The sequence below is a fragment of the Prevotella sp. P3-92 genome (assembly GCF_002251205.1).
GTDB lineage: Bacteria > Bacteroidota > Bacteroidia > Bacteroidales > Bacteroidaceae > Prevotella.
In genome coordinates this window covers 1-26987 of record NZ_NPJE01000002.1, presented here as the reverse complement: position 1 = coordinate 26987, position 26987 = coordinate 1, and the positions used below count along the sequence as shown (strand labels likewise).

The window sequence follows — 26987 nt, the reverse complement described above, 5'->3', positions numbered from 1 at the left end:
ACGGCACCATTTTCCGTGCTTCCGAAGCCATTGTGCGCAACTTGCTCAACGCTTCAGATGCCATCCACTTCACCGGCAGCACCCTGAGCACCCCCTACCGCCACGATGGCGGTTTGTCGCCCGTGGTTGGTGTACACAACATCCAAGTGATGCAAGCCAACCGCGAATATCCTGCTAAAGCCAACAACGATGGTTGGACCTACAACCACCAACCCATGTTGGCATATTGGAACAATCGGTTCCATCTCAACTTCCTTTGCGATCCGAGCGACGAACACATACCACCTTCACGCACCATGTATCAGACGTCTGCCGATGGTTATACATGGAGCGAACCTGAGATTCTCTTTCCTGAAATACAGGTTCCCGAAGGATTCCAGAAGCCAGGACGCTCTGAACGTGCCCACAATCTGGTAGCCATCATGCATCAACGTGTAGGTTGGTATGTCAGCAAAGACCGTCGCCTCTATGCCTTAGGCAACTACGGTGTGGCTTTCGACCGCAAAGACGATCCTAACGATGGCAACGGCATCGGCCGTGTCATTCGCGAAGTCAAAGCCGATGGTTCGTTGGGACCCATCTGTTTCATCTATCTCAACCATGGTTGCAAACCATTGGCAAACAAGAAAGGTGCCCTGCCGTTTCCTTTTTGCACCCAAGCCGACAAAAACTTACGTAAGGTGTGCCGAGAGATTCTCGACAATCCACGATACCGCATGCAATGGGTGGAAGAGGCTGACCGCAACGATCCGCTCATCCCACTCAACAAAGGTTACAAGGCATACTGCGACTACACTTTGCCCGACGGACGCTTAGCGGCTTTATGGAAACATGCGCTGACCAGTATCAGCGACGATGGCGGTCTGACGTGGTCACAGCCTGTGGCACGTGCTCGCGGTTTTGTCAACAGCAATGCTAAGATATGGGGACAACGCCTTTCCGACGGGTCCTATGCCACCATCTACAACCCATCGGAATACCGTTGGCCGTTGGGCATTTCCCTCTCCAACGACGGACTGGAATATACTACGCTCAATCTCGTGGTGGGCGAAGTGCCGCCCATGCGCTACGGTGGCAACTATAAGAGCTATGGTCCACAGTATGTCAGAGGAATTCTCGAAGGCAACGGAGTGCCCAAAGATGGTGACCTCTGGCTGACCTACTCTATGAATAAGGAGGATATCTGGGTGAGCCACATCCCCGTGCCAGTACAGACCAAAGCATCAGCGCACGCCCACGATGGGGAATTCAACGTGGGACAACTCGCCCAACTCCGCCAGTGGAACATCTATTCGCCTAAGCGTGCCGAGGTTTCGTTGGTCAACGGATGGCTCACCATGGCAGACAGCAATCCCTTCGACTATGCCTGCATAGAACGTAAGATTCCTGCATCGAAGAGTCTGCGTGTGGCTTTCGACATCGAGGCACTGCAAAACGACCATGGTCTCCTACAGATAGAATTTCTCGACGAACAGGGTACCGCCTGCTCGCGTATCGAACTGACACCACAAGGAGAGATGCGTTGTAAAGGTGGTGCACGCTACGGCAATTTGGGAAAATACGAAGCTGGCAAGACCTATCATATCGAAGCCGTACTCTCTACCGACAACCGGATGATACAGGTTTATGTCAACGGCAAGAAGGCAGGACAGCGCATGTTCTTTTCACCCGTAGCACATATCGAGCGTATTCTCTTCCGCACCGGTGCACGCCGCACCTTCCCTGATATCGACACCGATGCCGACTGGTATGGCACACTCGACCATGCAGGCGACGATGAACCGCTTGCCACCTATCGCATCAGCCATTTCCAGACTTCATCCGACGATGCTGATGCCCATGCCGTGGCATTACGCTATGCCGACTACAAGCACTATGTGGATGATTTCAACAGCATGGAGGATGAAAATATCATTCAGGCAATACCCAACAGCAAGGCATGGCAGTGGATGACCGATAACGTACCGCTGTTCGACTGTCCGCAGAAACAATTCGAAGAGATGTGGTATTACCGTTGGTGGACACTCCGCAAGCACATCCGACTCACTCCCGTGGGCTATGCCATGACCGAGTTTCTTGTGCCTCGATCCTATGCCGATCAGTACAATCTGATTGCCTCTGCCGTAGGTCATCATATCATGGAGAGTCGTTGGTTGCGCCAAACCGACTACCTCGACCAAATCATGAACACCTGGTACAAAGGCAACAATGGCGAACCGATGAAGAAGATTGCCAACTATTCCTCGTGGATGCCACATGCCCTATGGCAACGCTATGCCGTAGATGGACGCAAAGACTGGATATGCAACATGTTGCCTTCACTCGAATGGGAATACAACCATTGGGAATCTACCCATACCCGAAAGGTCCAAGGACAGCAACTCTACTGGCAGGCTGACGTGCAGGATGCCATGGAAGAGACCATCAGCGGCGGACGTAGGAAGAAATATCTGCGTCCCAGCATCAATGCCTATATGTTTGGCAATGCCCAAGCCATCGGCAATATTGCAGCACTCAGCGGTGACCCAGCCAAAGCCGAGCGCTATTATGCCAAAGCCGATTCACTACAAAAGGCTGCACACACCCTGCTGTGGAACACCGACCAACAGTTTTTTGAAACCCACCGCATCGATTCTTCGGCATGTGTTCGGGAGGCTATCGGCTTCCTGCCTTGGTACACACACATGGCGAAAGATGACAATCGCTATGGTGTGGCATGGCTGCAGGCTGCTGACACCAAGGGATTCTCTGCTCCCTACGGACTGACTACTGCCGAGCGCCGCCATCCTTTGTTCCGTACTCACGGTGTGGGCAAATGTGAATGGGACGGTGCCGTGTGGCCCTTTGCCACCAGTCAGACGCTTACTGCCATGGCAAACTATATCAACGACTATACCGACCCTGTAGTGGGCGACTCGCTCTACTTCCGTGAAATGGAGAAATATGTAGAAAGTCAACACATGCGCGGACGCCCTTACATCGGCGAATATCTCGACGAGACTACGGGTTACTGGCTTAAAGGCGATCAAGAGCGCAGCCGCTATTACAACCATTCCACCTTCTGCGACTTGGTCATCACGGGAATCTGCGGTCTGCGTCCACGCACCGACGGAACATTAGAGGTGCGCCCCTTGTTGCCTGAAGGAAAATGGAACTACTTCTGTCTCGACAACGTAGCCTATCACGGTCGCTGGATCACCATCGTTTGGGACCACGACGGATCTCGCTACCACTTAGGCAAAGGACTGCGCGTCTATATCGACGGACAGTTGGCAGGACAACGTGACACCATCGGCAAACTCACCATCAACAACGCATTATGACTAAGCGCGGCATACTCTTCCTACTGTTCGCCATCACCCTCCGAATGGCTGCCCAGTCGCCAACTTGCTTCGGCGAGGCACAATGGATTGGTGCCATCACCCGACAGCAGGCAAACATTCCAGAAGGCAGACACTACACGGGAGGCATATTGAAACAAACTCGCGCACTATGGAACGCTGCCGACACGTTGTCGCGCCGCAGCATCTATATCGCACGCAACTTCCAGCTCAAGAAACGGGTTGCCCATGCCACCGTGCAGATTGCCGGACTGGGGTGCTACAAGTTGTCCATAAACCGCCGCACAGTAGGCGATGCTGAGTTTTCACCAGCATGGAGCGACTACGACAAGACGGTGTTCTACAATACCTATGAAGTGGATACCTGTCTGCAGCGTGGCATGAATACCGTTCAGGTGCTATTGGGCAACGGATTCTACAACGAGCAGGGCGGACGCTATCACAAACTAAAGGTTTCGTTTGGACCACCCACACTACTGCTGGCACTACACATCACCTATCACGATGGCAGTAAAGAGACGATTGTCAGCGATGCCGCATGGCAGTGGAGTCTATCGCCCATCACCTTCAACAGCCTGTATGGTGGCGAAGACTACGATGCACGCATCTCCTCCACATGGCATCCTGTTGTGGTGCAACAGGCACCCAAAGGAATCCTGCGTCCTCAGTTGGCATATCCTGTCAAAGTGATGGAACACTATGAAGTGGCGCAAACTTTGCGTCGCGACTCTATATTGGTGTTCGATATGGGGCAGAACCTTGCGGGATTTCCTGAGATTACCGTCAAGGGAAAGCGTGGTCAACACATCAAGATTACACCGGCAGAAACACTCACCGACGACCTGCGCTGCAATCAGAAGCAAACCGGTCGCCCACATTATTATACTTACACGCTTAGTGGAAAGGGCACAGAGACATGGCATCCTGTCTTCTCCTATTATGGATTCCGATACCTCCAAGTAGAGGGCGACATCGAGACTTTACGCCATATCCGATCTTGCTTTGTCTATAATGCAGCACCACGCACCAGCAGTTTTGAGTGTAGCAACCCACGCATCAATGCCACCCACCGCATCATCGACCGTGCCATACGCAGCAACTGGCAGGCGGTATGGACCGATTGCCCGCACCGTGAGAAACTGGGATGGCTCGAACAAGACTGGCTCAACGGCGAGGCATTGCTCTACAACTACGACTGCAGAACGATGATACAACAGACCATGCAGAACATGGCAGATGCCCAACACCCCAATGGAGCTATGCCTGAGACAGCTCCAGAATATACCGTGTTTACCGGCGACTGGGCAAAACCCTTCCTCGAATCGCCTGAATGGGGCGGGGCACTTATCGCGCTGCCGTTTCTCTATCAGCAATACTATGGTGACGATAGTCTCATCCGACAGTACTACAAGCCGATGAAGCGCTATGTCGATTATCTGGCGTCGCAAGACTCATGTTACATACTGCGCATGGGACTTGGCGATTGGTATGACTATGGTCCCTGGCGTGCTGGTTTTGCGCGCAACACTCCCATGCCTTTGGTATCTACCGCACATTATTACTGGTGGAACCATCTGATGGGAGAAGCACGTGCCGATAGCATCCGAGAGGCTTTCAACCGCGAATTCTACAATCCGCAAACCCATCGTTATGCCTCTGGCAGCCAGTGTGCCCAAGCCATCGCACTCTGTATGAATCTCGTTCCCGATGGCGACCGTCAGGCGGTGTTAGATCAACTCGTGGCTGATATCCATCAGCATGGTGACCGATTGACCACGGGCGATATAGGCAACCGCTATCTCTTCAAAGCACTCATCGACGGTGGACAACGGGAGTTGCTCTACCGCATGCTCAACCACGACGAGGTACCAGGCTATGGCTATCAGATCAAGCAAGGCATGACAACACTCACCGAACAGTGGAATCCGAAGCATGGTGCATCGATGAACCACTTCATGATGGCTCATATTGAAAATTTCCTCATACCCGACCTGCTGGGCATACAGCGACGGGGCAACGACCTGCTGATAGCGCCTCACCCCGTGGGCGACATCCACTGGTGTAAAGGTTCTACGGCATCGGCACACGGCACCGTAAGCGTAGATTGGCGAATTGAGGGACACACTTTCTATATCGACATCATGATTCCGCAGGGTGACCATGCCACGCTGCAACTGCCCTACGGAGGTAGCGAACAGTTGGAAGGCGGCAGTCACCATCGTTCACAACAGATTCTACAACACTAACTATACCCTATGCATATTATCGACTTCATCGTATTTCTGCTATTCACCATCGGCATCGTAGTCTTCGGCTGTACCTTTTTCCGTCGAGGAAGTTCTGCCGATGAATTTACTTCTGCAGGCAAATCGCTGCCCGGATGGGTAGTGGGCATGTCTATCTTTGCCACCTATGTATCGAGCATCAGCTATATCGGCTATCCCGGTAAAGCCTATGCCAGCAACTGGAACGCTTTCGTTTTCTCGTTATCCATACCGATAGCCAGTTGGATTGCAGCTCGCTATTTCGTACCTTTCTACCGCAAGAGCGGTTCGGTATCTGCCTACAGTTTCCTTGAAGAGAAGTTTGGTCCATGGGCTCGCCTCTATGCTTCGGCATGCTATCTGTTCACACAAATAGCCCGTATGGGCAGCATCCTCTATCTGTTGGCAGTACCCATGTATATTCTGATGGGGTGGAATCTCCATGTGGTCATCATCGCCACCACCGTTGCCATCGTCATCTATTCGATGCTGGGCGGTTTGCGTGCGGTGATATGGGCAGATGCCATACAGGGCTTCATTCTCATCGGTGGTGCACTATTGTGTTTGCTGATACTGATATTCTCGTTGCCTGAGGGTCCTATGCAGATTATCGACATTGCCACCCACTCTCCCGAAGGCAACAAACTGTCGTTGGGATCGTTCGGTGCAAGTCTCACCGAGAGCACCTTCTGGGTATGTCTCATCTATGGCATCTTCACCAATCTGCAGAATTATGGCATCGATCAAAACTACGTGCAGCGTTATCATGCTGCCAAGAGCGACAGCGATGCACGCTTCTCTGCCCTATTCGGTGGCTATCTCTTCATACCGGTCTCTGCACTATTTTTCATGATCGGCACATCGCTCTATGCTTTCTACGAGTCGGGCACAGGTTATCTGCCCGACGCTATTGCTGCCAAACCCGACTATGTATTCCCTTATTTCATAGTGGATAGTTTGCCCTTGGGACTGCGCGGGCTGCTCATTGCCAGTATCTTTGCTGCGGGCATGAGTACCGTATCGACCAGTGTCACATCGGCAGCCACCATCATTCTGACCGACTATTTCCGTCCCTTATTGCCCCATTGGCGTCGTCGCAAGGGCAACACCTGCACTGCGTCGGGTCCCGAACTCGTTGTATTGCGCATCGCTTCAGTTGTCGTGGGCGTCTTGGGTGCCCTGGTAGCGCTTGCCATGTTGCAGGTAGAGAGTATCATCGATGCTTGGTGGACGTTGAGTAGCATTTTCTCTGGTGGCATGTTGGGATTGTTTTTCTTGGCTTGCACGCGACACATCGGTCGTCGTGCCGCCTTCATCGGTTGTCTGTCGGGCATCCTTGTCATCGGTTGGATATCGTTGGCTGGACCACTCAATCTGCCTGGACCACATCTCCATCCCTATCTCTCTATCGTGCTCGGCACGTGTGTCATCTTCATTGTTGGTTTCGTCATCACCCTGTTGTGCAGCAAATCATGAAGTACCACACTTCGCTCATATCATGATTTATCGGCAAATCGTTTCTGCCATCATGTTGAGTTCCAGACATTGTTCGCGTGTCATCTTTCAGCGTTTGAGTATCATGTTTGATAGTGCGAGACGAAGGTAATGATAATCTGGCATATAGGCAAGAAAAAAGGGTGACCCCATATAGGAGTCACACCTTTATTCATTTATAGACTTAAAGAGAATTTCTCTTATTCGTCTGCATCGTAGTAATCCAGACCGGGGAATACATCCATCCATTCACCTGGAGCATTAGCATCGGTGCGAGTCAAGCGGATGTATGATGGGTTCTTAGGATTGTCGGTGCTCAATTCGAATGTTCCACGGAGGATACCATTGGTGATGTAATTATAACCTTTATTAAAATAGTACTGACCATTTTGGTCGTAACCCTTCATAGCCAATGAGAGGTGAGTGCCATCAATCGGAGTTACTGTTGGAAGAAGCGTTCCTATATAGTTACCACTGCGGAAGAATACACCCCATCCAAGATTAGGAGCATTAGGATTCACACCGAATGCGATAAATATAACGTCCTCACCTTCTGCAGCACTGGCTTTCTCAGCTTGTGCAAAGTAAAGAGCAGCCAATCTGCTCATTTTACCCTTCTTGAACGACCAGAATGTGTTAGGATCAGTGAGCTGCTCTACAAGAGTAGGCAATACATAGTTCACGGTCCAACCCTTGCCGTCAGTCTTCCAAGTATCGTCAGCAGCAGGAGTCAGCATGTTGATAGAATCAGTACCAATCACAATTGGTTTCTTGAATTTCAAGCCCTGATCGGTAACGATGTATGGGATAAGCACATCTTTATCGGTTTCAGCATCGTGATAGGTGAAGGTACGATCGCTTTTTACGATGGTCAGCGGAGCCTCGCCGCCAAACTCGATGGCATAGGTCTTGTAGGTCAACAGCTTTTCCATGTCTTCTACAGCCTTGAAGTAGTTGTCCCAGTTGAGGTCTTCTGCCACACGGGTCATCACAATCTTCTGACCGTGCTTCTTGCCCTGAAGTTCGAAGCGGTCTGCCTCTGCCTTGATGACACGGAACTCAAAGTCGCCTTCAAATCCCTTACCCTTGTCACCTACCTGCAATATGTTGGCAGGATCAGAGAAGATGTGGAAGATTTCATTATACTCGTCGAATGAGAGCAGTACACCCTGACTCTGCTCAAGTTTGAAGTGAGAGGTAGCACGAGTGCCCTCTTCAAAGAACTCGTTGGCAGCTGTTACGGTGTTGTCAGCATTGAACTTGACGAACATATTGTAACCACCATACTTGCTGGCGCCATAATACTCCATCAGCCAACCATTAGGTGCATCAACCAGCAGTTTCATGTCGGCATTGATAGCCTCCTGGATTCTGTCGGCAGACGACTTATCGAATACGTCATCCACTTCGTTGGAACATGCCACGAACGACAGACCAGCGAGAAGGACGAACAGAATGTTATAGATCTTTTTCATAGTCGGATTGCTTAATTAAGAGTTGTTAAATCCATATTCATAACCTCTGCCGAACGGCGGAGCACGATAGCGCGGAGCTTCTCAAGGTCGATACCCCAAGAGTCTTGCAGATAGCTGCGCACGATTTCAAGTTTGGCATTGATGATATCAGCACCTTGCGTTGAACTGATCATGGCACCTTTAATACTTGCAAAACCTGCACCTGCCAACTGAGCATTAGTAGGTTTGCCCCAGAATGCAACTTGGATAGTCTCACCCTTGGCATTGAGACCTGTTACAGTATATTCAATACCTTTGTCAAGACGTGCTTTCCAAGATTCATCGCTTGAAGTGACGTAGTTGGCATAAACCTCAGCAAAGTCCTCATTGTATTCACCACTGGCATAACCGGTAACGAATCCTTCTTTAACAGCATCTTCGTCATCCACGTTGATCCAGTCGGTAGAGTGATACTTACCGGCAGAGATGGTCTGGAAGTCGGTGCTGTAGTACTTCTTCTGTGTCAAGATGTGACAGAACTCATGGTGCATGGTGTGGAAGTACCAGTAGTTGAGGTCCAGAGGCAGTTTGGCATGCGCACGGAACGGCTCATCCTGATTCACATAGATATGGTCGAGGTCAAGCTCATTGAGTCGGAACAGGGTCACCTGAACACCACCTTCAGCAGTACCGAGCACGATTTCACCCTTACCGTTGTATTCTGGTGAACCGATAAACTGGAACACACGGAAAGCATTTGCCTTCAAGAAGTCTGCACCGCAAGCCTCTACATAAGCGTCGAGCCATACGTGTTTGATCATCTTGGCCATAGCCTTCGAGTTGGTGATGGTGGCAGGCACTACGTTGTAGTAGTTGTCCGTCAGCTTGTCGTTATACAGATAGTAGAGTTTGATGTTGTATGGCTCCACGAAGTTGGTGTTGAGCCACTTGTCGAACTCGGTCTCGTTCTTCGTTTCGGTCTTGAAGATCGATTCGCTATTGGGATCGTCGTTGTCACACGACACGAATGCAACACTCATGAGCAGTGCAACGAGCGACATTGTAATATGTTTCATCATATCTTTATTCCTTTCGTTCGTTATAATTAATTCTGGGTTGCTGTCTCTCTGGGGTTAGGCTCAAGTCCAGCTTCTATGACGTCGTAAGGCAACTGGATAGCACCGCGAAGGTCACCTGCCTTGAAGACGAGATTGTCTTCGCCGTCAAGATGGTGGGTGAACTCAATACCCCAACGCTTGATGTCGAGCCAACGCTGACCTTGATAGATGGTGGTGATACGACGCATCTGGAGCACTGTATAGATCATATTGGTCTGTGTGCCTTCCTCAACGGTGAAGCCCTGTGGGTTGAGCGGCTTCTTGATGCTCTCTTCGCTCACTGCACGTGAGGGAACCTCGGTCATGCGGATGGCATTGAGCGCTGTATTAACATTATCAACTGTGAGCGTCAAGAACTTGGGTGAAGTCACATCGCAGTGAGCGGTGAGCCATGTGTTCATGTCGGCAAGAGCCTTGTCGTATTCCTTCTTCATGATGTAAGCCTCAGCACGTGTCAAGATAGTCTCGTCACCGGTGAAGACGGGGTCAACCACGTGGGCATAACCAGTCTGGTTGATCTTATCTTTGATTTCGAAGTCCTCGATCAAGCTGGGCATATACACTGCTTGGTTACTACCATACATGAGACGAGCTTCCTGAAGGGCATTCTTTGCTGCACTACTGGATACGTCAGACCAAGGAGTTTTAGCCCACATAGTCTGTGATTTGAGCACATCCATGTTGTGGCAGAAACGCTTGTAACTTGACGAACCACGGTTGACACGTCCGTTGATAGAAACGGCATCGACAAACATGAGGTTGCAGTTCTCACCAGAACGGATCCATTTGTTGTGGATGTCATCAACGCCAGCCAAAGGAGCATAGCTGTCCATGTCACGCATCAGACTGCTTGGGTTTCCACCCAATGCCTTGGTAGCGTATTCGATAGCTTTGTCCCAGTTCTGATAGAACAGGTTGAAGCGGGCAGCAAAGGCGTAAGCAGCCTTCTGGTTGAAGTGATACTTAGGTACGGTGAGATAACCATCGTTGAGCAGAGGAAGAGCCTCTTCGATATCAGCATTGATATTCTCATAGGTCTGACGCAGCGTTCCGCGCTCGTTGACAGATTCACCAGCTACTTTAGGATAAGGAATACCGAGGTATTCGTCAGCCTTAGAATCGTTCCATGCCATACAGAACATATTGGCATTCTGGAACATGGCGAATGCACGGCAGAGCAGTGCTTCGGCACGCAGTGCCTGAGCATCAGCAGATTCATCGCCTGCCAACGCCTCAAGTGCCATATTGGCTACAGCCGCAGCCTCGTAGTTAGCATTCCAAACCTGCTTCGGGTCGTCGTTATTCTCAGTCTCAATGGGCTGCCATTTGTAGGCATTCATCTGGTTGGGCTGTGCGTTATAAAGTACACCATTGTCGCTCACGTTGTCGCCACTTATAAAGAAGACAAAGTTGGGCGAATGGTTGGGATAGGCCGATACGAGGAACTTCTTTGCCTTGTCAAGGCTGTTAACCTCGGCGCGATCATCGGGGAGCTTGTCAAGATAGCTGTCACACGAAGCAAGTGCGAGCATTCCTGCGGCCAGTGATAATATGCTAAGTTTTTTCATCTTATTGTTCCTTTCTATTAAGTTTGATTAAAGTCCAACTCTTACGGTGCAGGTGAACTGACGGGCCATAGGAACAGCCACACCACCGGTGTTGAAGAATTCAGGATCCTGTCCGTTGAGTTTCTTGTCTGAGTAGATCAGGAAGAGGTTGGTACCCTGCAGCTTGATGCTGGCACTCTTCAGTTTGAGAGCGTTGAGCCAAGTCTGTGGGAAGTCGTATGACACTGAAATCTCCTTCATGCGGATGAAGTCACCCTTAGCAACGCGGTCGGTAGAACGGTTGTAAGCGTTGAAAGCATAAGAGAGCTGAGTGTCTGCCTGCAGCTGACGGAGGTCAGGAATAGCAGGGATAGTGGTTTTGTTCTCGTCACCAGAAACGGTCCAACGGTTCTTGAACTCCTTCGGCATAGCGTCGAGGTCAGAATAGCTGGCATAGAAAGCAGGATCAAGGCGTACCACATTGCCGAAAGCATAGGTAGCGAAGATGTTCAGGTGCCAGTTCTTATAAGTGAACGAGTTGCCGAGTGAACCGGTAATGGTAGGATCGGTAGGTCCTTCGTAAACGAGGTAGTCGATATCGCGACTCTGGAAGTAGATGTCGCTGGTTACCACCTCACCACTTTCATTAACTACCTGAGGAATACCATTGGCATTAAGTCCCTTGAAGTCGAATGAGAAGAGTGAACGGTAAGCATATCCCTTCTTAGCGAAACCGGTACCGGTTACCATGTCGATCAAACGTGAACGGTTGTCGAGTTCGGTAATCTTAGTCTTCACGTGAGAGAAGATGAAGTCGGTGTTCCACTTGAAGTCCTTGCTGATAATGTTCTTAGAAGAGATAGAAAGTTCCTCACCATGTGAACGCATAGAAGCGACATTGGCAAACTCGTTGATAGTACCCTTGGTACCGTTGGTGGTACGCATACCGATCAAGTCGTAGTTGTTACGACGATACCAGTCGAACTGTACGTTGAGTCGGTTGTTCAAGAAGCCGAGGTCAACACCAATGTTGAGCTCATGTTTCTTTTCATAGGTCAGATCGGGGTTAGCGAAGTCGTAAATGTTAAGTCCAGACTCCTTATCGCTTGCGAATGGACGCCAGGGGTTGAACGACTGAATGATAGCCTGTGAGTTGGTCACAGCAGGTTTGTCACCAGTCAGTGAGTAAGAAGCCTTCAGGGTAGCGTGTGTCAACGCAGTCTTGAAAGTCTTCTGGAACCAAGGCTCTTCGTGAGCATTCCATGCACCAGAGACGTTCCATGTAGGCAACCAACGTGCTGAACGAGATTTACCCAGACGGTTAGAACCTTCGTAACGGGTAGTTCCGTTGATAACGTAGCGGCCCTTCCAAGAATAGGTAGCGGTGGCGAAGAATGAAACTTCACGACCATAGCTGTTGCTCAAGCTGTAGTACATAGCGTTCTGCTCTGCTGACTGCTTGAAGAAGAGGTAGTCGTATGATCCGAGGTAGCCCATGTCATACTGCATACCCACACCGTTGAAGTAACTGCGGCTACGCTGTGTATCGTTGATTTCCATACCACCATAGAGGTTCACGATATGGTCTTCGTTGAATACATCGTTATACTGTGCAGTAGCACGGAAGTCCCAGCTGGTCATCTTATACTTGGTCTCACGATAGAAGCCACCTACAGGAAGCACTGATACAGGCTTGGAGTTGGGTTTATCGGGATCGGTGTAGAGCCAAGGGTTGTTGTCACGGATGGTGGCATCGTCCATTGCACGGAATGACTGTGCCATATTAGAGTTCTCGTGAATCTCGTTGGCCTGAGTAGTGGTAGAGTACTTGTAGGCACCGAGTACAGTAAGCTCAACCTTCTTGATGGGCTTATACTTGAGTTCTGCCTGATATTTCAAATCCACTACGTCGAGGTTCATGAAGTTGTTTGCCAACTCATTGTGGATATTGAAAGGAGCATAGTTACGAGTATAGAACTCGTTAGGATCAAGCGCACGGCTTGAGTTGATCGCATAAGAGTAAGGGTTGATGTCGAAGTCACGGCTTACATTACCGGTCACCGCATCGACGCTCTGACTGGTAGTACCAGGAGCACGCTGGTTACGGTAGCTGGCATTGGCAATCATGTTGAGAGAGACCTTCTTGTTCACATTATACATGGCATTGATAGATGCAGTATAACGGCGAACCTTTGACTGCTCGGTCCATCCTGGGTCGTCCATGATAGAGAACGAGGTATAGTACTGAGCCTTGTCGGTACCTGTTGACATGCTGATAGAGTGGTTCTGCTGGATAGCATTAGAGAACAACTCGTCAAACCAGTTGGTGTTGCGCATCTCAGCCTCACGGAGGTAAGCATTCTTAGCCTCTTCAGTCTGAGACAACATGAACGAACCTGTTGCAGGATTGTAAGTGTTCATCAACTGATACATCTTACCATAGACACCGCTTGATGAAGCACGGTAGGTACGACCAAAGCTGATCAGACCATTGGCCTCCAACTCCTTGTAGATACCCATCTGCTCCTGCGAGTTCATAATGTTGAAGTTTGAATAAGAAGGCTTCAAACGCATGGTAAACTCACCGGTGTAGTTGATACGGGTCTGTCCAGACTTACCTTTCTTAGTGGTCACAACGATCACACCAGACATGGCACGTGCACCGTAGATAGAAGTTGCTGAACCGTCTTTCAGAATCTGGAACGATTCGATGTCGTCTGCGTTCAAACCAGCAATAGCAGAAGAAATCAATGTCTCTGCATCACCTGATGACAATTGGTCGGCATCAACCTCGGTCACATCTTCCATGATGACGCCATCAACAACCCAAAGGGGGCGTGATGAGCCATAGATAGACGTAGCACCACGAACACGAATCTTCGGAGCTGTACCGAAAGTACCACTTACGTTCTGCACCGATACACCAGCCGCACGTCCTTCAAGCGAACGGGAGATATCTGCCACACCGTCCAACTTGGCCTTTTCGGCATCCACCTTAGTAGTAGAACCTGTAAAGAGTCGGCGGTCGGTCTTCTGCATACCGGTCACAACCACTTCCTGCAGTTCTGCACTGGAGCGGAGCGTCACGGTCATACCGTTCTTAGGTGTTACGGTCTGGGGTTCCATACCGATGTAACTGATAGTGATTTTCTTGCCTGATGGCACACTGATGGTAAACTTACCATCAACATCGGTCACTGTACCGGAGCGCTGGCCCTGTACGAGAACTGAAGCACCAATAATGGGCTGATCGTCCTCTTGAGAAATTACGGTACCAGTGACTTTTGTCTGGGCAAAGGCCATTCCAAGGCTGAGGAACAAGCCTGCCAAAAACATCATGAGTCTTTTTTCCATAAACACTCTCGTTAATTATTAAGTTATAATATTGATATAATTGATATTTCGTCTTGACCCGATCAACGGGAATTATGCTTTAATTATTCACTAATTATGCATATAAATTTCCACTCATTTCTTATTAAAGTTTGCACTTATTATACTTTGCTCACTATTTCCGTGCAAATATACAACATTTTTTCACAATAAACAAGGTTATTCTTAAAAAAAGTAGCATTTGCGCCTATTTTTTTTCGTTTTGACGAATTTTCGGCGAATTTATTAACGAAACTATAACTCTTCACGTGCGCACGCGTATAATATATAGGTATAAGTGTTTATTCAGAACACTAATGAATACTAACTATTCACACGATTCCACACCATCCAACAATGCTACAAAAAAGCAAGATGTTTTACCTGCAAACCTGACTTCCGACAGATTAAAATTTGCCTGAATCCAATAATCTCCAACGCCATTTTCCTACGATACCACCAAAATAAGCCCACATCTACCTACTCTCTGAACATCGCAGACAACGGATCTTATCAGCAGGAGCTGAAGATTGGTCAGGTGTTTAAAATGATCATGTAATTGATATTTTCCATACCAAATTTTGAGAGTATGTTCTCCGTGAGGAGAGCATACTTTTTTTATTATACTGTAAATATATTGGACGCTCCTTGTATTACCGTTGTAAAGTTACCTTACTTACATTACACAAAATGGTAACATGGAGGACTCTTATGTGGCTTTGCATGATTTTTATGGTTTGGCCTATGAGGATGGGGCTGTTGGGCTTGCGGCAGGGTGTTTGGGGTGGACAGAGGATTATCTCTGTCGGTTGTCTGGAGAATAACAAGGCACTTGAAGCCCGTGAAGGGGTTTCTACATGGTTGGACCATAGAGATCCACAGGATGGACGAAATGGCTTTGTTCGCCTCGAAAATACTCAGTGTGGACAGGAAGCAAGGGGTTCTACATCGGCAGAGTAGAAGCAAAAAGGCATATTGCTGGTTTGTGGTTGCAGAAGGGTGTTTTGCCAGCCATGATGGTGGCATTTCGTCGAGTTTTCGATAGATTCTCGTCGGTTTCTCGATCGACGTTCGTTGCTCTTTCGTTCGTTTTTCGCTTGTTCCTCGTTCGGTCCTCGATCGGTCTTCGATAGACTAACGAATAAGCAACGAGAGACGAACGAGAGACGAACGAGGACCTAACGAGAAGTCAACGAGAACCGAACGAGAAGTGATCGGGAAATCGTGGGCCTTCTGTCGTGACCTGATAGCATGGGAATTTGTTGATTTTGTAAACATAAGCAGCATTTTAGTTGTTGGGATAGTTGTTTGATTTTTGGTTTAAAGGTTTCTTTCTTGTTTTTGAAATCATCCTCGGCTTGAAACACAAAGATACAACATGACACCCCCGAAATGCAAGAGTTTTGGCAGCTTTGATTCAATATTTAATATACTTTAACTTTATTATAGATATTTTTACCCACACTCATGTAGTTCTTTTATAATTTGTTCCATTTCATGGCATCTTTTCTCGCCAAATGGGCAGAGGACAAGTAAACTTAACTCTGTCCATTTGGCTTAACGAAAACGTGTTTCTGATGTGTTAGCGCATCACCTTTCTGGTTTTGCCATTCTGCCGAATAATGGTCAATCCGCGGTGGTTGGCAGATACGCTACGACCCTGCATATCGTAATAGTGCACGCTGGTATCGGTCGCCACCTTAGCCTGATGAATACCTGTAGTCTGTTCGGCGAGTTCGCAAGTGCCATCAGCAGACTTGGTCAATAGGCGTTCGTAGAACTTGCCACCCAGACCACGCACTGGTCGATAATCGGCATCCTTTACATCTTTTGCTACAAGACGCACGCGATAGGTGCCGGCTGTCAAGCCACTAAGATCATAGGTCTGACGTGCTGAGCCATTGTATCGGTCATAGGGGGCCAGATTGATATTGACATATTCGAAATATTGCTTTTCGGTGGAACCTTCTGCGGTATTCTCCAAAAGGACTCCTACTGTACCATCAAAATCCAGATGGCCTGTATTGAAGAGATTGATGCGCGATACACTAAGCTGTCCTTCGGGTGTGATCGAGAGACCGCTGAGCGACGAGGTACATCCCATGTGCGACTCAAAGGGCATTCCTGTCACAGCCTCTTTCTGTGGGATGAGTCGTGTGATGATTTCCTGTCCGGAATTAAAGGCAAAGCTGTTATCAGGATTTAGTTTGTCGATGGCATAATAACCATCACAAACACCATTCCATCCCCAGTTAACATAAATCATACCGTTGGCATCAACACCAGTCAGCAGAAATGCATGTCCACCTCGGCCTGAGTCATCACTGGCTCCCATGATAATGGGGCGTCCTTCTGCCAATTCAGTATAGACAATATTCATCCATTCGCTGTCGGAATAGAAGTCGCGAAGCACATAATGGGTGGCATCCTCATTATAACCGAAGACCGTAGCAAAAGCTGCTGCCGCATCGTCTGAATAGGCACCGCTTCCGTTTGAGGCATAATTCATATTAACGGCACGACCACAGTCATAGACCAACTGTCCTACGTTCTGCTGCTGTTTTTCTGTTACGTCAGCAGCACGGGGATCATAAGGAATATTGTCCCAGTCGTAGTCGGATTTGATGTTCTCCACCACAGTCTTTGTGGAATAGGCATTCAAGGTTTCATTATAAATCTCAGTAGTATAACTTCCAGGACCTTCTGCATGAGTGGGATAGGCATAATAGCGAAGCACTTGAGACATGGCTGTTGCCACACATCCGCAAGGCAGGTGTTCTCCCTTTACTGTTGGACAATAGTAGTTATAAGGCATATCCTGTCCCCATTTCGTTTGCAACAGATTATCAACTACCGTGAAGTCTGGTTGCTCATCGGCAGAATAATGTTGCTGTTGCAATGCCTTGTCGGTAGCTTTCAACCACCATTTCAATCCGCAAGGCAGATGTTTGGCATCGAAATTGGTTTTTGAATAACCTAACACCGCTCTGCCTTCGCTTGTTTTTCCCACGACGACAAATCCCTGCATGGCACTACGATAGATGGCATAGGTATTGGTTTCGGTGGCAAGTGTCACCATTCCATTGATACCCATCTGTTGCAATTGCCGATTGGCAATCTCTTTCATCACTTGTTGGCTTCTAACAATGGCAAAACCTTGCAACGATGTTGTCATCGCCACCAACAGAAGAACTAAAGTCCGTTTCATTTAATCTTTATTTGTATGTATTGTGTTTATATCGTGTTTTTATTTCACCAATACCACGAGATACTTACTGGTGGACCAGAACAATTGTGGATTGGTGATGCGAAGCACATACTGCTTGTTGGCATCGCGGTCGAGCGTATAGCTGGCTTGCGGATGTGAGGTGAGTAGTTGTGCGCTACGCGAATAGAGGCGTATCTCCTTATCCACACGGATATCTATCTTGGTGAAATAGTCGCGATTGAAGTTTGACTGGAGTACTTTACCATCTACAATGATACGCTGTTCTTTGAGTTCTTTCTTTGTACCATAAACAAACCATGCGGTATTGAGCTGCTTGTCCTGTACAGAGATGGTTTGCGACTTCTGACTGCTTTCCTCCTTCAGCGATGACACATTGGTATTGAGGTTGGTCACCTCCTTATCGAGTTCACCGATGCGCACATCCTTGGCTTCAAGTTCTGCACGAAGCTGACGCATCTGAGCATCCTTCTCCTCCATCTGACGGGTGAGATTGTCGAGGGTGCGGCGCAGTTCATCACTTGCTACCGAACTTTGGCGAAGCTGGTTGCGCATTTTATTGATAAGTTCGCGATTGTGCTGCATGGTCTGCTGGATAATCTGAATATTTTCGCGAATGCGCTCCACAGCATTGGCACCCTCACCCTGTTGGGCAACGGTAACTCTATTCTGTGCCTGATTGATGGCACGGAAGCCCTCTTCGATATCATTGATGGTGGAAACCATGTCGTTGATCTCGTTATCCTTCTGTTGGATGATGCGATTGAGTGAATCGGTCTTTTGGGCTATCTTCACTTCTTCTGCTTTCGGACCTTTCTGTCCGCAAGCCACAAGCATCATGGCGCCAATGGCCAAAACTATCATCTTTTTCATAATTCTTGTGTTTTGTCTTATTACCTATTTTATATTATACATAAGTGTTTTACTTTCATGTGGGCTTGCCTGCCAAGACTATGACAAACTCACCACGTGGGTCGTGCTCTTGAAAATGGGCAATGACTTCTGCCAAAGTGCCACGCACACTCTCTTCGTGTACTTTGCTAATCTCACGACAAGCACTAACCTGACGATCGGGTCCCATCACCTCTGCCAACTGTTGGAGAGTTTTCAATACACGGTAGGGTGACTCATAGAATATCATCGTGCGCTCTTCATCAACCAGCGACTGTAGTTTGGTCTGGCGTCCCTTCTTCTGAGGCAGAAATCCCTCAAAGCAGAAACGATCACAAGGCAGACCGCTACTAACCAATGCCGGCACGAATGCCGTTGCACCAGGCAAGGTTTGCACCTCTATGCCAGCACGCACCGCTTCACGCACTAAGAAGAATCCGGGATCGGAAATACCTGGTGTACCCGCATCGCTGATGAGGGCTATGGTTTGTCCGGCTTTGAGCCGTTCTACTATTGATGCACTTGTGCCGTGCTCATTGAATTTATGATGCGAAAGTAAATGCTGCTGAATCTGGAAATGTTTCAGCAGGTTACCGGAAGTACGCGTATCTTCCGCCAACACGAGGTCGGCCTCTTTCAAGATACGGACTGCCCGAAAAGTCATGTCCTCCATATTGCCAACAGGCGTGGGAACGATATACAGGATACCCATAACAGGGGACAAAGTTACGAATAAGCATGGAAAACACAAAGAAATTTATTATTTTTCTTGTTGTTACGGGATGAAAGTAACTTTTATTCACTAAAGCTTATCACCTACGACACTCCTTTTACACAGCAGAAATAGAGAGAAATTAAAAACCAATGCCCCGTTTTCGTTAAGTCAAATGAACTTAAGCAAGTTTGCTAAAACTCTGCCTTGGCGAGAAAACGAAGGCAGAAGCAAATCCTAATGACCGATTTGTGAGAAAATAGAAGTTTTTTATCGAAAGTAAGAGAAGATATTGGTGTAATTCAAATAAAATGCCTACATTTGTAGCATGATTACAGAAAGCATGATTGGTGAAGTGCGCCGCCCAGGCAGAATAGAGGTAGTATGCGGTTCGATGTTCTCAGGAAAGACAGAAGAACTCATACGCCGTTTACGCCGTGCCCAGTTTGCAAAACAGAAAGTCGAGATTTTCAAACCATCCATCGACACACGCTACAGCGATGAAGAGGTGGTGAGCCATGATCATAACACCATCTCATCAACTCCTATTGAGTCGTCTGCCAGCATTCTGTTGCTATCAAGTGACATCGATGTGGTGGGTATCGACGAGGCACAGTTCTTCGATGACGGTCTGGTGGACGTATGCAACCAATTGGCCAACCGTGGTGTGCGCGTCATCGTGGCAGGACTCGACATGGACTTTAAAGGCATTCCTTTCGGACCAATGCCAGCACTCTGTGCCATTGCTGATGATGTAACGAAGGTACATGCCATTTGTGTAAAATGCGGTTCACTGGCGTATGTCAGCCACCGCACCGTTGACAGCGACCGTCGTGTACTCTTGGGCGAAACCATGGAGTATGAACCGCTCTGCCGCGAATGTTACAAGAAAGCACTTCAAGCCGAACAACAATAGCCTATTCACCTTTTATACAATAACCCTTAAACCTAAATGTTATGAAACAGAAAACGACGAAACTCGCCCTGATGCTCCTTGTAGCTGTTGTGGCATTCACCTCGTGTTCGAAATCCAGTAAGACAGCACGCTTCCTGCCTGACGATGCCATTACTATGCGCATCGATGTGAAGCAGATTCTCGACAAGAGTAAAGCTGCCGACAACGATGCCGTAAAACAGCAGCTGGCAAAGAATCTGGAGGCTATGGGTAAGAATGAAGAAGCTAAAGCAGTATTGAAAGCTGTAGCTGAAGATCCTGCTAAGGCCGGTATCGACCTACGCCAACCCTTATGGGTAAGTACCAATGCCGAAGGCAAAAATGCATTGCTGGTGGGCGAACTGCTCGACAAAGACGATTTCGTGAAGTTGCTTACCGCCTTGGATAAGGCTCCAAAAGAAAAAGACGGCATACAATATATCGGAGAAGGAACCAATGTGATTGCCTTCGACGATGACTGTTTCGTGGTTTCTGACGGCACCATCGACGATGTCATTAAGAAGTTCAATGCCGACACCAAGGGTACAATGGCAGAGAGTGACGACTTCAGCAAACTCGCTGATGCAAAAGGCATCATGCAGGTGCTCATTCCCATGGGTGTTGCACAAAATCAGTTGACCGCAGAACAGAAAGCCTTACTGCCTAACGGTCTTGACATGAAGGCCCTCTCAATACTCCTTGACCTGAGTTCTGAGAAGGGTTCTGTTACGCTTTCCGTAGAAGCCATTGCTAAGAGTGATGCTTGGAAGCAGAATATTGAAGAAGGAAAGAAGCTGATGCGCAATATCGACGGCGACTATGCCAACTACATTGCAGCAGACGGCATGTCTATTTTCTGCAATATTGACGGTAAAGCCTATTTCGACTATCTCGAGAAGATGGGTGTTTTCAAAAACCAAAAGACCATCAAATCCGACCAATTGGAAATGGCTAAGGGTGTACTGGGAACCATCGATGGCGACTTCACCGCAGGTATCAGCAAGTGGGAAGGCTTCATCCCCAACGTATGTCTCTATCTGAAGACCAAGGACAAGAAGATTATTGAAGCGCTCAACCAATTGGGCATCAAGAGCAGCAAAGAGATGAATTTTGGCGAAAAGGACGGTACTACCTATTTGGCTATTGGTGGCGAGCCATTTGCTGAAGCCAAGCCTGCTGTATCGAAAAGCAACCTCAAAGGCCACCGCGTGTATATTCATATCGGTGCACAGCTGGCAGCCAAAGCCATACAAGGATTCTGCACCCGCAGTCAAGCTAAGGCTGCCCAATCGGCTGTGGAGAGTATTAAGAGCATCGAGATCTACGACACAGCCGATACCAAGGTTGACTTCCGTGTCAATATGAACGATGCCGACAAGGATCCTGTAGAGATTCTGGCAGACACCATGCTCGGACAATTTGGACTCAACTAATAAATAACAGAACTACGTGAAGAGCCATCATCATCTGCTCTACAAACTGCTCAGCCGTGGAATGAATGCATGGCAGTTGGCTGGTTTTGTACTTGCCAACCTGTGTGGCATGACCATCGTATTGGCTGCCATACAGTTTGCCACCGATATCATTCCGATATTCTCCGGTGGAGACAGCTTTATGCGACCTGGGCAGATGGTGGTGGCTAAACACGTGAACACTATCGGCACGTTGACTGGCACAGCGCCAACCTTCTCACCAGAAGAAATAGAGGAGATGCGCCAACAACCTTTTGCCACTCGTGTGGGAACTTTCACCCCATCTTGCTTTGGGGTGGTTGCTACCTTAGGTAGCCAAAGATTAGGTGTACAGTTTTCCACCGATATGTTTTTCGAAGCCGTGCCCGATGAGTTTATCGATGTGGATTTATCTCACTGGCAATGGCAACCAGGCGATACAGATATTCCCATCATTCTGCCACGCAACTATCTCAACCTCTATAATTTCGGCTTTGCTACCAGCCAAGGACTTCCCGCACTTTCTGAGAGTCTTGTACAAATGGTAAAGATCCGGTTTCTTTTGCGCGGTAGTAACGAAACTGTAGAGATGACAGGCCATGTGGTTGCCTTCTCCAAAAAGCTCAATACCATTCTGGTGCCACAACGCTTCATTGACGAAATGAATCGTCGGCTGTCACCCAACCGCAGTGCCACCCCATCACGTCTTATTGTCAGCGTTGACAATCCAACAGACGACCGTCTCATTACTTTCCTTGACGACCGAGGATACGAAACCGAGGCAGACGATGCAGAATCAGCACGCACTGCTCTTTTTCTGCGCATTACCACTGGCATCGTCATTGCCGTTGGCCTCCTCATCAGTGCCTTGGCGTTCTATGTCTTGTTGCTCAGCATCTTCCTGCTCTTACAAAAGAACACGGAAAAGATAGACACCCTACTGCTCATCGGTTATCGACCTTCTACAGTGGCACGTCCTTACCACCTGTTGACACTGACCGTCAATACGCTGGTACTGGTCATTGCCATACTACTGATAGTCATGCTGCGCACATATTACATCCCACTTTTCGGCAGTCTCTATCCAAGTTTCAGTGCTGCAACACTTGCACCGAGCCTACTCACAGGCATCGCACTTTATATATTTGTCGGCATACTAAATTACGCTGCAATACGTCGCAAAGTACTCCATATTTGGCACATGCATAAAAGATAATTCAAAAAAAATAGAAAAATATTTGGTAGTTTCAAATAAACTTCGTACCTTTGCATCCGCTTTTAAGCAATGATCCGCTAGCTCAGTTGGTAGAGCACAACACTTTTAATGTTGGGGTCTTGGGTTCGAGCCCCAAGCGGATCACCTCAAGAAGAGAATCAGCAATGGTTCTCTTCTTTTGTTTTGGTATATGTACTATAGATACAATACAATGGGGCGCACCCGATAAACCGGCTCAGTAGTGGAAATTTTGTGGGGGATAAGCATTACTCTTTGCAAGTCTATACAGAATGAAGAACTCTTCATCAATGTTAGTGGAAATCCATAGGAGCGGAGAGCGTTAAAAACCTTATTATTTCACACACGCATACGCGCACATGATCACACGTACGCGCACACGCGTTGTCGAAAAATTCGACCACACGACCACACCTATAGCATAACATACAGTAAGTTAAAGCTTTAAAGTGTGTTCGAAGCCTAAAAGATATGGTGACTCGACCACACTTCGACCACCGACTGAATAGCAAAAACAAGGCCTTTGCAAGTGTTTGACAGTCAAATGGATAGTGCGCTGTTTTGCAAATTCAATGATTTTACTCAGCAATTTCATTGATTTTACTCTACCATCACGTTGAGATTTGTGCACAAAAGAACTGCTTCACGTCTCAAACGAAAGTCGTTCTTCTCATCAAAACAAATTGATTTGCAATCGCATCTGCCACATATTTGCACGAAACATTTGTTTCTCAATCTATTATACCGACGTCCTCATCACGCGCAACTATAGTCTATAAGCAAGAAAAATCCCCAGTACTTTTCCACTGGGCCGAGATAATGGCTAACTGGCTTTTCAAACGATTACATTAGAATTAACAGAGTATTGTAAAGCCGAAATCAAGAAATTTCGTTTATGAACCATTATGGACTTGATAGTTTCAAATAGAACAACTATCTTTGTCCCCGACAAATAACTTTAAAATAGAATAGTGTATGAAACATGTAAATGCTTATCCTTTTGTTGGTAAGGATTACGAGAAAGGATTCTTGAATAGTGGTAAGAAAGTCTTGATATTAGGGCATAGTCACTATGATGCAGATAGTGCAGGTTGTCCTTGCCATCATAGTTTTACAATAGATATGATGGACGGATTCTTGAGTGGAGAGGATGGAGCTTTTTATAAAGGCTTCACTAGTCAAACCAAAGCTTTGTTGAATCGAGAGATTTCTGTTGATGATAGAGGATATGTATGGAATCAAGTAGCATTCTATAATTTCATTCAGTTCAATCTTGAGGCTCCTGGTGTGAAAGAGACCGATGAACAATTTAACGATTCTATTCCTGCCTTCAAGGAGGTTCTTGAAGAGTTGAAGCCTGATGTTATCATTGTTTGGGGCTATGGTCTCTTCGATAGACTTTATGGTCTCGGGGAAACGGATGGAGAAGAAATGTCTCTTACCAATGGTGATAAGGTTTATACCCGTTGGTTTTCTACCGGTGGTAAAAACAAGGCACTAATGATTCGTCAACATCATCCATCTCGATCTTATTCTTGGGGAGAATGGGGTAAGGGTTATCAAGATTTATTTGGTTGACAAATAGAAATGTATGGATACGAAGCATAAACGTTGCCCCTATTGTGGTGAGGAAATCCTTGCCGTGGCAAAAAAATGTAGATATTGCGGTGAATGGCTTGATGCTGATGCAGAAAAGTCTATACCTCAAAAAGTGGATGGTATGGAGCCTGAAGAGGCAAGTGTCGCTGTCGAGCATGAGGAGAAAACATCTTTCTGGCGAAAGTCTTGGAAGGTGCTTTCTGCAATACTTGTGGTAATTTTGTTTGTTGGGGTAAAGGTAGGACTGAAAGAAGGAGGCAGAGAGCTTGTGAAAGAAGCAGCAAAAGCACAAACTACAAAAGGTGATACTTTATCTGACGAAGCACAAGAAGTATATGCATTTAAAATGCTGAAAGAGGGTGATGACTATTTCTGGTATTTGACGGATGGAGGTGATAATGTGTACGTTTATGACGATGAAACATCATACGAGGATTTTGTCTTTCCTGCAATTGTATCAGGCGAGTTGAAAAGAAGATTGCTTCTGATAATGGAGATGAAGTATCCTAGTAAAACGTTTTGGCATTCTGCAGAGTGTGAACGTCATACCGTTGATGCTTTTAACCAATATGGAAGCTGCGTGATGGAACTTCCGATGAAAGAACGGAAGGAATTGGATGGCGTGGATATAACAGAAGTGATAAACAAAGCATATTACGATTGGAATCCTTTTCTGGTAAGAATCGTAGATAAGGGATATGGCTTCCAAACTTATTGCGTCAGAAAATCTCAAGAGTGGGATGGACAAAGGTTCGTAAGATTTTCGCGAGGAGAAAATGATGGGATAAAGATGGAAATAAATAGTACTAATGCTTTTCTATAAAAAAGGAAAATTATGAAACATATTATTTTACTTATAGTAGCTTTGCTATGTATGGTTGGTAGCAATGCTCAAACGAGAAAGCCTCAAATGAGGAAAATGGGGCAAACGTCTCAAACGGTTAAGGGTAAGACCACTTCTATTGGTAAGAACAATAGAGGTGCAAGAAATAAAAAGTCGGTGGATTCAAATACTCTGTTTTGGCAAAGACTTATTGAGAATGCTGCAAAAGAATCAGAACGCGAACGATATGAAATGACCGACAGAGGACGAGTCTTGAAAAATGTGAAGGAAAAATTTAGTGCATGGAATGAGATAAGAGAATTCGAGAAGACTACAGCTTACGAACAACGTTTACAGCAATCTTCAAAGTTTGTGTTTGACTCCATTTGCTATGACGCAATTAAGGATAGAATGGGGGAAAATTGGAGCTTGGATTTGGAAAAGTATAATGCCGACAAAGAATATTTTCCTATTACATGTAATTTTAATGAAATAAGAGCTACCATATATGTATCTGTGCCTACAGCGGAAGCTCCACAATTTCAAAAGGATTTTAATAAGCATGGGGGATTTCAGACTGCAGAGCCACTACGTCGTTTTGGCAAGTTCGTTTATGTTCAGAATATGATTTGTCCGACCTCGATACTCGTAAATCGAAAGCCTTATTGGATTTGGCGTGGAGGCAATAGAGAAGGGTATTATGGTGAAATAAATGATGATTTCTTCATAGATGCAGATACAGCAAAGGTAACGTATAAAGATGCCAAGCCTTTGGTCGTAAAATTTAATGATTTGGGGATAAAAAACAAGTACCTTGCAAATTATGTTTATGTTTTTAAAAAAGAGGAACCTGTCAAGCCGATCATGATGTCAATAGATGGCAATTCGGAATTGGTTGATACAGATAAAATTTACGAGTAAGTAGAAGAAATGCCTTCGTTCCCTGGTGGCTCTAATGCCTTATCATCCTTCATTGCGGCTAATCTCGAATATCCTGTAGTTGCACAAGAAAATGGAATCCAAGGTATGGTGATAGTAAAATTTGTTGTCGATAAAGATGGAAGAATTACAGATGTTGAGATTACAAGAAGTGTTGATCCTTCTTTGGATAAAGAGGCTATGCGAATAGTCAAGGCTATGCCTAAATGGAAACCAGGGAAGCTTAAGGGAAACTGTGTCAGGGTGAAATATACTGTCCCGATAGTCTTTAGGCTTTCATAAAATATTCGAGTTTATAACTCTCGATTTGCTTAGGGATAAATGGCAGTCTTGGAGGCGAAATATCCAAGATTGCCATTAGCCTTTTCCTTATAAATTATCATATAGAATCTTTATCCAACAAGAAATCAAATACGTCCATAAATACGATGCCGTCATCGTTTTGGTATTTCTTGATGAGGTCGCCTGTGATGCCGTACAGGAGATGCGTATCAGACACCGCTGGGATGCCATACAAGAAGCCAATGACGAGATGGAAAACGCCAGGCAGGAAGGGCGGGAATACGTTCCATTCCGCTATGAGAACGG

General features: G+C 47.0%; 17 protein-coding genes, 1 tRNA gene and 2 pseudogenes. 13 read left to right on the top strand and 7 right to left on the bottom strand.

The window, feature by feature from the left end:
* Positions 1 to 8: 8 nt before the first annotated feature.
* Genes CIK93_RS00360 through CIK93_RS00350 form a run of 3 tightly spaced genes read left to right on the top strand, consistent with a single transcriptional unit; the run spans position 9 to position 7081 of the window.
* The gene (locus tag CIK93_RS00360; RefSeq protein ID WP_094446263.1) at positions 9 to 3323 is read left to right on the top strand and encodes a glycosyl hydrolase family 65 protein; all 3315 of its coding nucleotides are present in this window, start codon (positions 9 to 11) and stop codon (positions 3321 to 3323) included.
* Positions 3320 to 5587: an alpha-L-rhamnosidase gene (locus tag CIK93_RS00355; protein WP_254046694.1), complete on the top strand. Its 2268-nt coding sequence runs from the start codon at positions 3320 to 3322 to the stop codon at positions 5585 to 5587. Before CIK93_RS00360 ends, CIK93_RS00355 begins: the two co-directional genes overlap by 4 nt.
* Positions 5588 to 5596: 9 nt before the next feature.
* A complete protein-coding gene (locus CIK93_RS00350; protein WP_094446237.1) occupies positions 5597 to 7081 on the top strand; it encodes a sodium:solute symporter in 1485 nt (494 codons plus the stop codon).
* A 218-nt stretch (positions 7082 to 7299) separates the two neighbouring features.
* Here the strand turns inward: CIK93_RS00350 and CIK93_RS00345 are convergent, their stop codons facing one another.
* From CIK93_RS00345 to CIK93_RS00330, 4 genes are read right to left on the bottom strand one after another with little or no spacing between them, the layout of a single operon-like run.
* Positions 7300 to 8574 (bottom strand): DUF4302 domain-containing protein, encoded by a 1275-nt coding sequence (locus CIK93_RS00345; RefSeq protein WP_094446236.1) that lies wholly within the window; start codon positions 8572 to 8574, stop codon positions 7300 to 7302.
* Between the two features lie 11 nt (positions 8575 to 8585).
* A complete protein-coding gene (locus CIK93_RS00340; protein ID WP_094446261.1) occupies positions 8586 to 9629 on the bottom strand; it encodes a putative zinc-binding metallopeptidase in 1044 nt (347 codons plus the stop codon).
* Between the two features lie 29 nt (positions 9630 to 9658).
* Positions 9659 to 11239: a RagB/SusD family nutrient uptake outer membrane protein gene (locus CIK93_RS00335; protein WP_094446235.1), complete on the bottom strand. Its 1581-nt coding sequence runs from the start codon at positions 11237 to 11239 to the stop codon at positions 9659 to 9661.
* A 27-nt stretch (positions 11240 to 11266) separates the two neighbouring features.
* Entirely contained in the window at positions 11267 to 14572 is a 3306-nt protein-coding gene (locus CIK93_RS00330) for a SusC/RagA family TonB-linked outer membrane protein (protein ID WP_094446234.1), read from the bottom strand.
* Positions 14573 to 15280: 708 nt separating this feature from the next.
* Between CIK93_RS00330 and CIK93_RS00325 the strand changes: the two genes are divergently transcribed.
* The gene (locus CIK93_RS00325) at positions 15281 to 15550 is read left to right on the top strand and encodes a hypothetical protein (RefSeq protein ID WP_158215446.1); all 270 of its coding nucleotides are present in this window, start codon (positions 15281 to 15283) and stop codon (positions 15548 to 15550) included.
* Positions 15551 to 16172: 622 nt separating this feature from the next.
* Here CIK93_RS00325 and CIK93_RS00320 read toward each other — a convergent pair.
* The 3 genes from CIK93_RS00320 to rsmI are packed head-to-tail and all read right to left on the bottom strand — an operon-like array spanning position 16173 to position 19419.
* Positions 16173 to 17798 (bottom strand): C10 family peptidase, encoded by a 1626-nt coding sequence (locus CIK93_RS00320; RefSeq protein ID WP_094446232.1) that lies wholly within the window; start codon positions 17796 to 17798, stop codon positions 16173 to 16175.
* A gap of 39 nt (positions 17799 to 17837) precedes the next feature.
* A complete protein-coding gene (locus CIK93_RS00315; protein ID WP_094389703.1) occupies positions 17838 to 18689 on the bottom strand; it encodes a lipoprotein in 852 nt (283 codons plus the stop codon).
* Positions 18690 to 18744: 55 nt separating this feature from the next.
* Complete coding sequence (gene rsmI / locus CIK93_RS00310; protein WP_094389702.1) at positions 18745 to 19419, bottom strand: 16S rRNA (cytidine(1402)-2'-O)-methyltransferase; 675 nt, start codon at positions 19417 to 19419, stop codon at positions 18745 to 18747.
* 328 nt (positions 19420 to 19747) lie between these two features.
* On the opposite strand from rsmI, the gene CIK93_RS00305 reads away from it, so the two are divergent.
* The 9 genes and pseudogenes from CIK93_RS00305 to CIK93_RS13825 all read left to right on the top strand — a co-directional run.
* Positions 19748 to 20335, top strand: a complete 588-nt coding sequence (locus CIK93_RS00305) for a thymidine kinase (RefSeq protein ID WP_371327195.1) — start codon at positions 19748 to 19750, stop codon at positions 20333 to 20335.
* Between the two features lie 41 nt (positions 20336 to 20376).
* The gene (locus tag CIK93_RS00300) at positions 20377 to 21786 is read left to right on the top strand and encodes a DUF4836 family protein (protein ID WP_094446231.1); all 1410 of its coding nucleotides are present in this window, start codon (positions 20377 to 20379) and stop codon (positions 21784 to 21786) included.
* A 16-nt stretch (positions 21787 to 21802) separates the two neighbouring features.
* The gene (locus CIK93_RS00295; protein ID WP_254046692.1) at positions 21803 to 23020 is read left to right on the top strand and encodes an ABC transporter permease; all 1218 of its coding nucleotides are present in this window, start codon (positions 21803 to 21805) and stop codon (positions 23018 to 23020) included.
* 71 nt (positions 23021 to 23091) lie between these two features.
* Positions 23092 to 23164 (top strand) — tRNA-Lys (locus CIK93_RS00290).
* Between the two features lie 849 nt (positions 23165 to 24013).
* A complete protein-coding gene (locus tag CIK93_RS00285; RefSeq protein WP_094446230.1) occupies positions 24014 to 24616 on the top strand; it encodes a hypothetical protein in 603 nt (200 codons plus the stop codon).
* A 13-nt stretch (positions 24617 to 24629) separates the two neighbouring features.
* Positions 24630 to 25460 carry a zinc ribbon domain-containing protein gene (locus CIK93_RS13840; RefSeq protein WP_094446229.1) on the top strand — a complete coding sequence of 277 codons (831 nt, stop codon included), beginning with the start codon at positions 24630 to 24632 and terminating at the stop codon, positions 25458 to 25460.
* 12 nt (positions 25461 to 25472) lie between these two features.
* Positions 25473 to 26381 (top strand): hypothetical protein, encoded by a 909-nt coding sequence (locus CIK93_RS13835; RefSeq protein WP_254046698.1) that lies wholly within the window; start codon positions 25473 to 25475, stop codon positions 26379 to 26381.
* A pseudogene (locus CIK93_RS13830) lies at positions 26382 to 26681 on the top strand (energy transducer TonB); the annotation flags it as partial.
* Between the two features lie 178 nt (positions 26682 to 26859).
* Positions 26860 to 26987: pseudogene (locus tag CIK93_RS13825) on the top strand (DDE transposase); the annotation flags it as partial.

Coding starts and splice junctions, on each gene's coding strand:
- CIK93_RS00315 (WP_094389703.1), bottom strand. CDS start 18,689: ATGAAAAAGATGATAGTTTTGGCCATTGGCGCCATGATGCTTGTGGCT.
- rsmI (WP_094389702.1), bottom strand. CDS start 19,419: ATGGGTATCCTGTATATCGTTCCCACGCCTGTTGGCAATATGGAGGAC.
- CIK93_RS00305 (WP_371327195.1), top strand. CDS start 19,748: ATGATTACAGAAAGCATGATTGGTGAAGTGCGCCGCCCAGGCAGAATA.
- CIK93_RS00340 (WP_094446261.1), bottom strand. CDS start 9,629: ATGAAACATATTACAATGTCGCTCGTTGCACTGCTCATGAGTGTTGCA.
- CIK93_RS00335 (WP_094446235.1), bottom strand. CDS start 11,239: ATGAAAAAACTTAGCATATTATCACTGGCCGCAGGAATGCTCGCACTT.
- CIK93_RS00355 (WP_254046694.1), top strand. CDS start 3,320: ATGACTAAGCGCGGCATACTCTTCCTACTGTTCGCCATCACCCTCCGA.
- CIK93_RS00325 (WP_158215446.1), top strand. CDS start 15,281: ATGGTAACATGGAGGACTCTTATGTGGCTTTGCATGATTTTTATGGTT.
- CIK93_RS00300 (WP_094446231.1), top strand. CDS start 20,377: ATGAAACAGAAAACGACGAAACTCGCCCTGATGCTCCTTGTAGCTGTT.
- CIK93_RS00330 (WP_094446234.1), bottom strand. CDS start 14,572: ATGGAAAAAAGACTCATGATGTTTTTGGCAGGCTTGTTCCTCAGCCTT.
- CIK93_RS13840 (WP_094446229.1), top strand. CDS start 24,630: ATGGATACGAAGCATAAACGTTGCCCCTATTGTGGTGAGGAAATCCTT.
- CIK93_RS00350 (WP_094446237.1), top strand. CDS start 5,597: ATGCATATTATCGACTTCATCGTATTTCTGCTATTCACCATCGGCATC.
- CIK93_RS13835 (WP_254046698.1), top strand. CDS start 25,473: ATGAAACATATTATTTTACTTATAGTAGCTTTGCTATGTATGGTTGGT.
- CIK93_RS00285 (WP_094446230.1), top strand. CDS start 24,014: ATGAAACATGTAAATGCTTATCCTTTTGTTGGTAAGGATTACGAGAAA.
- CIK93_RS00320 (WP_094446232.1), bottom strand. CDS start 17,798: ATGAAACGGACTTTAGTTCTTCTGTTGGTGGCGATGACAACATCGTTG.
- CIK93_RS00345 (WP_094446236.1), bottom strand. CDS start 8,574: ATGAAAAAGATCTATAACATTCTGTTCGTCCTTCTCGCTGGTCTGTCG.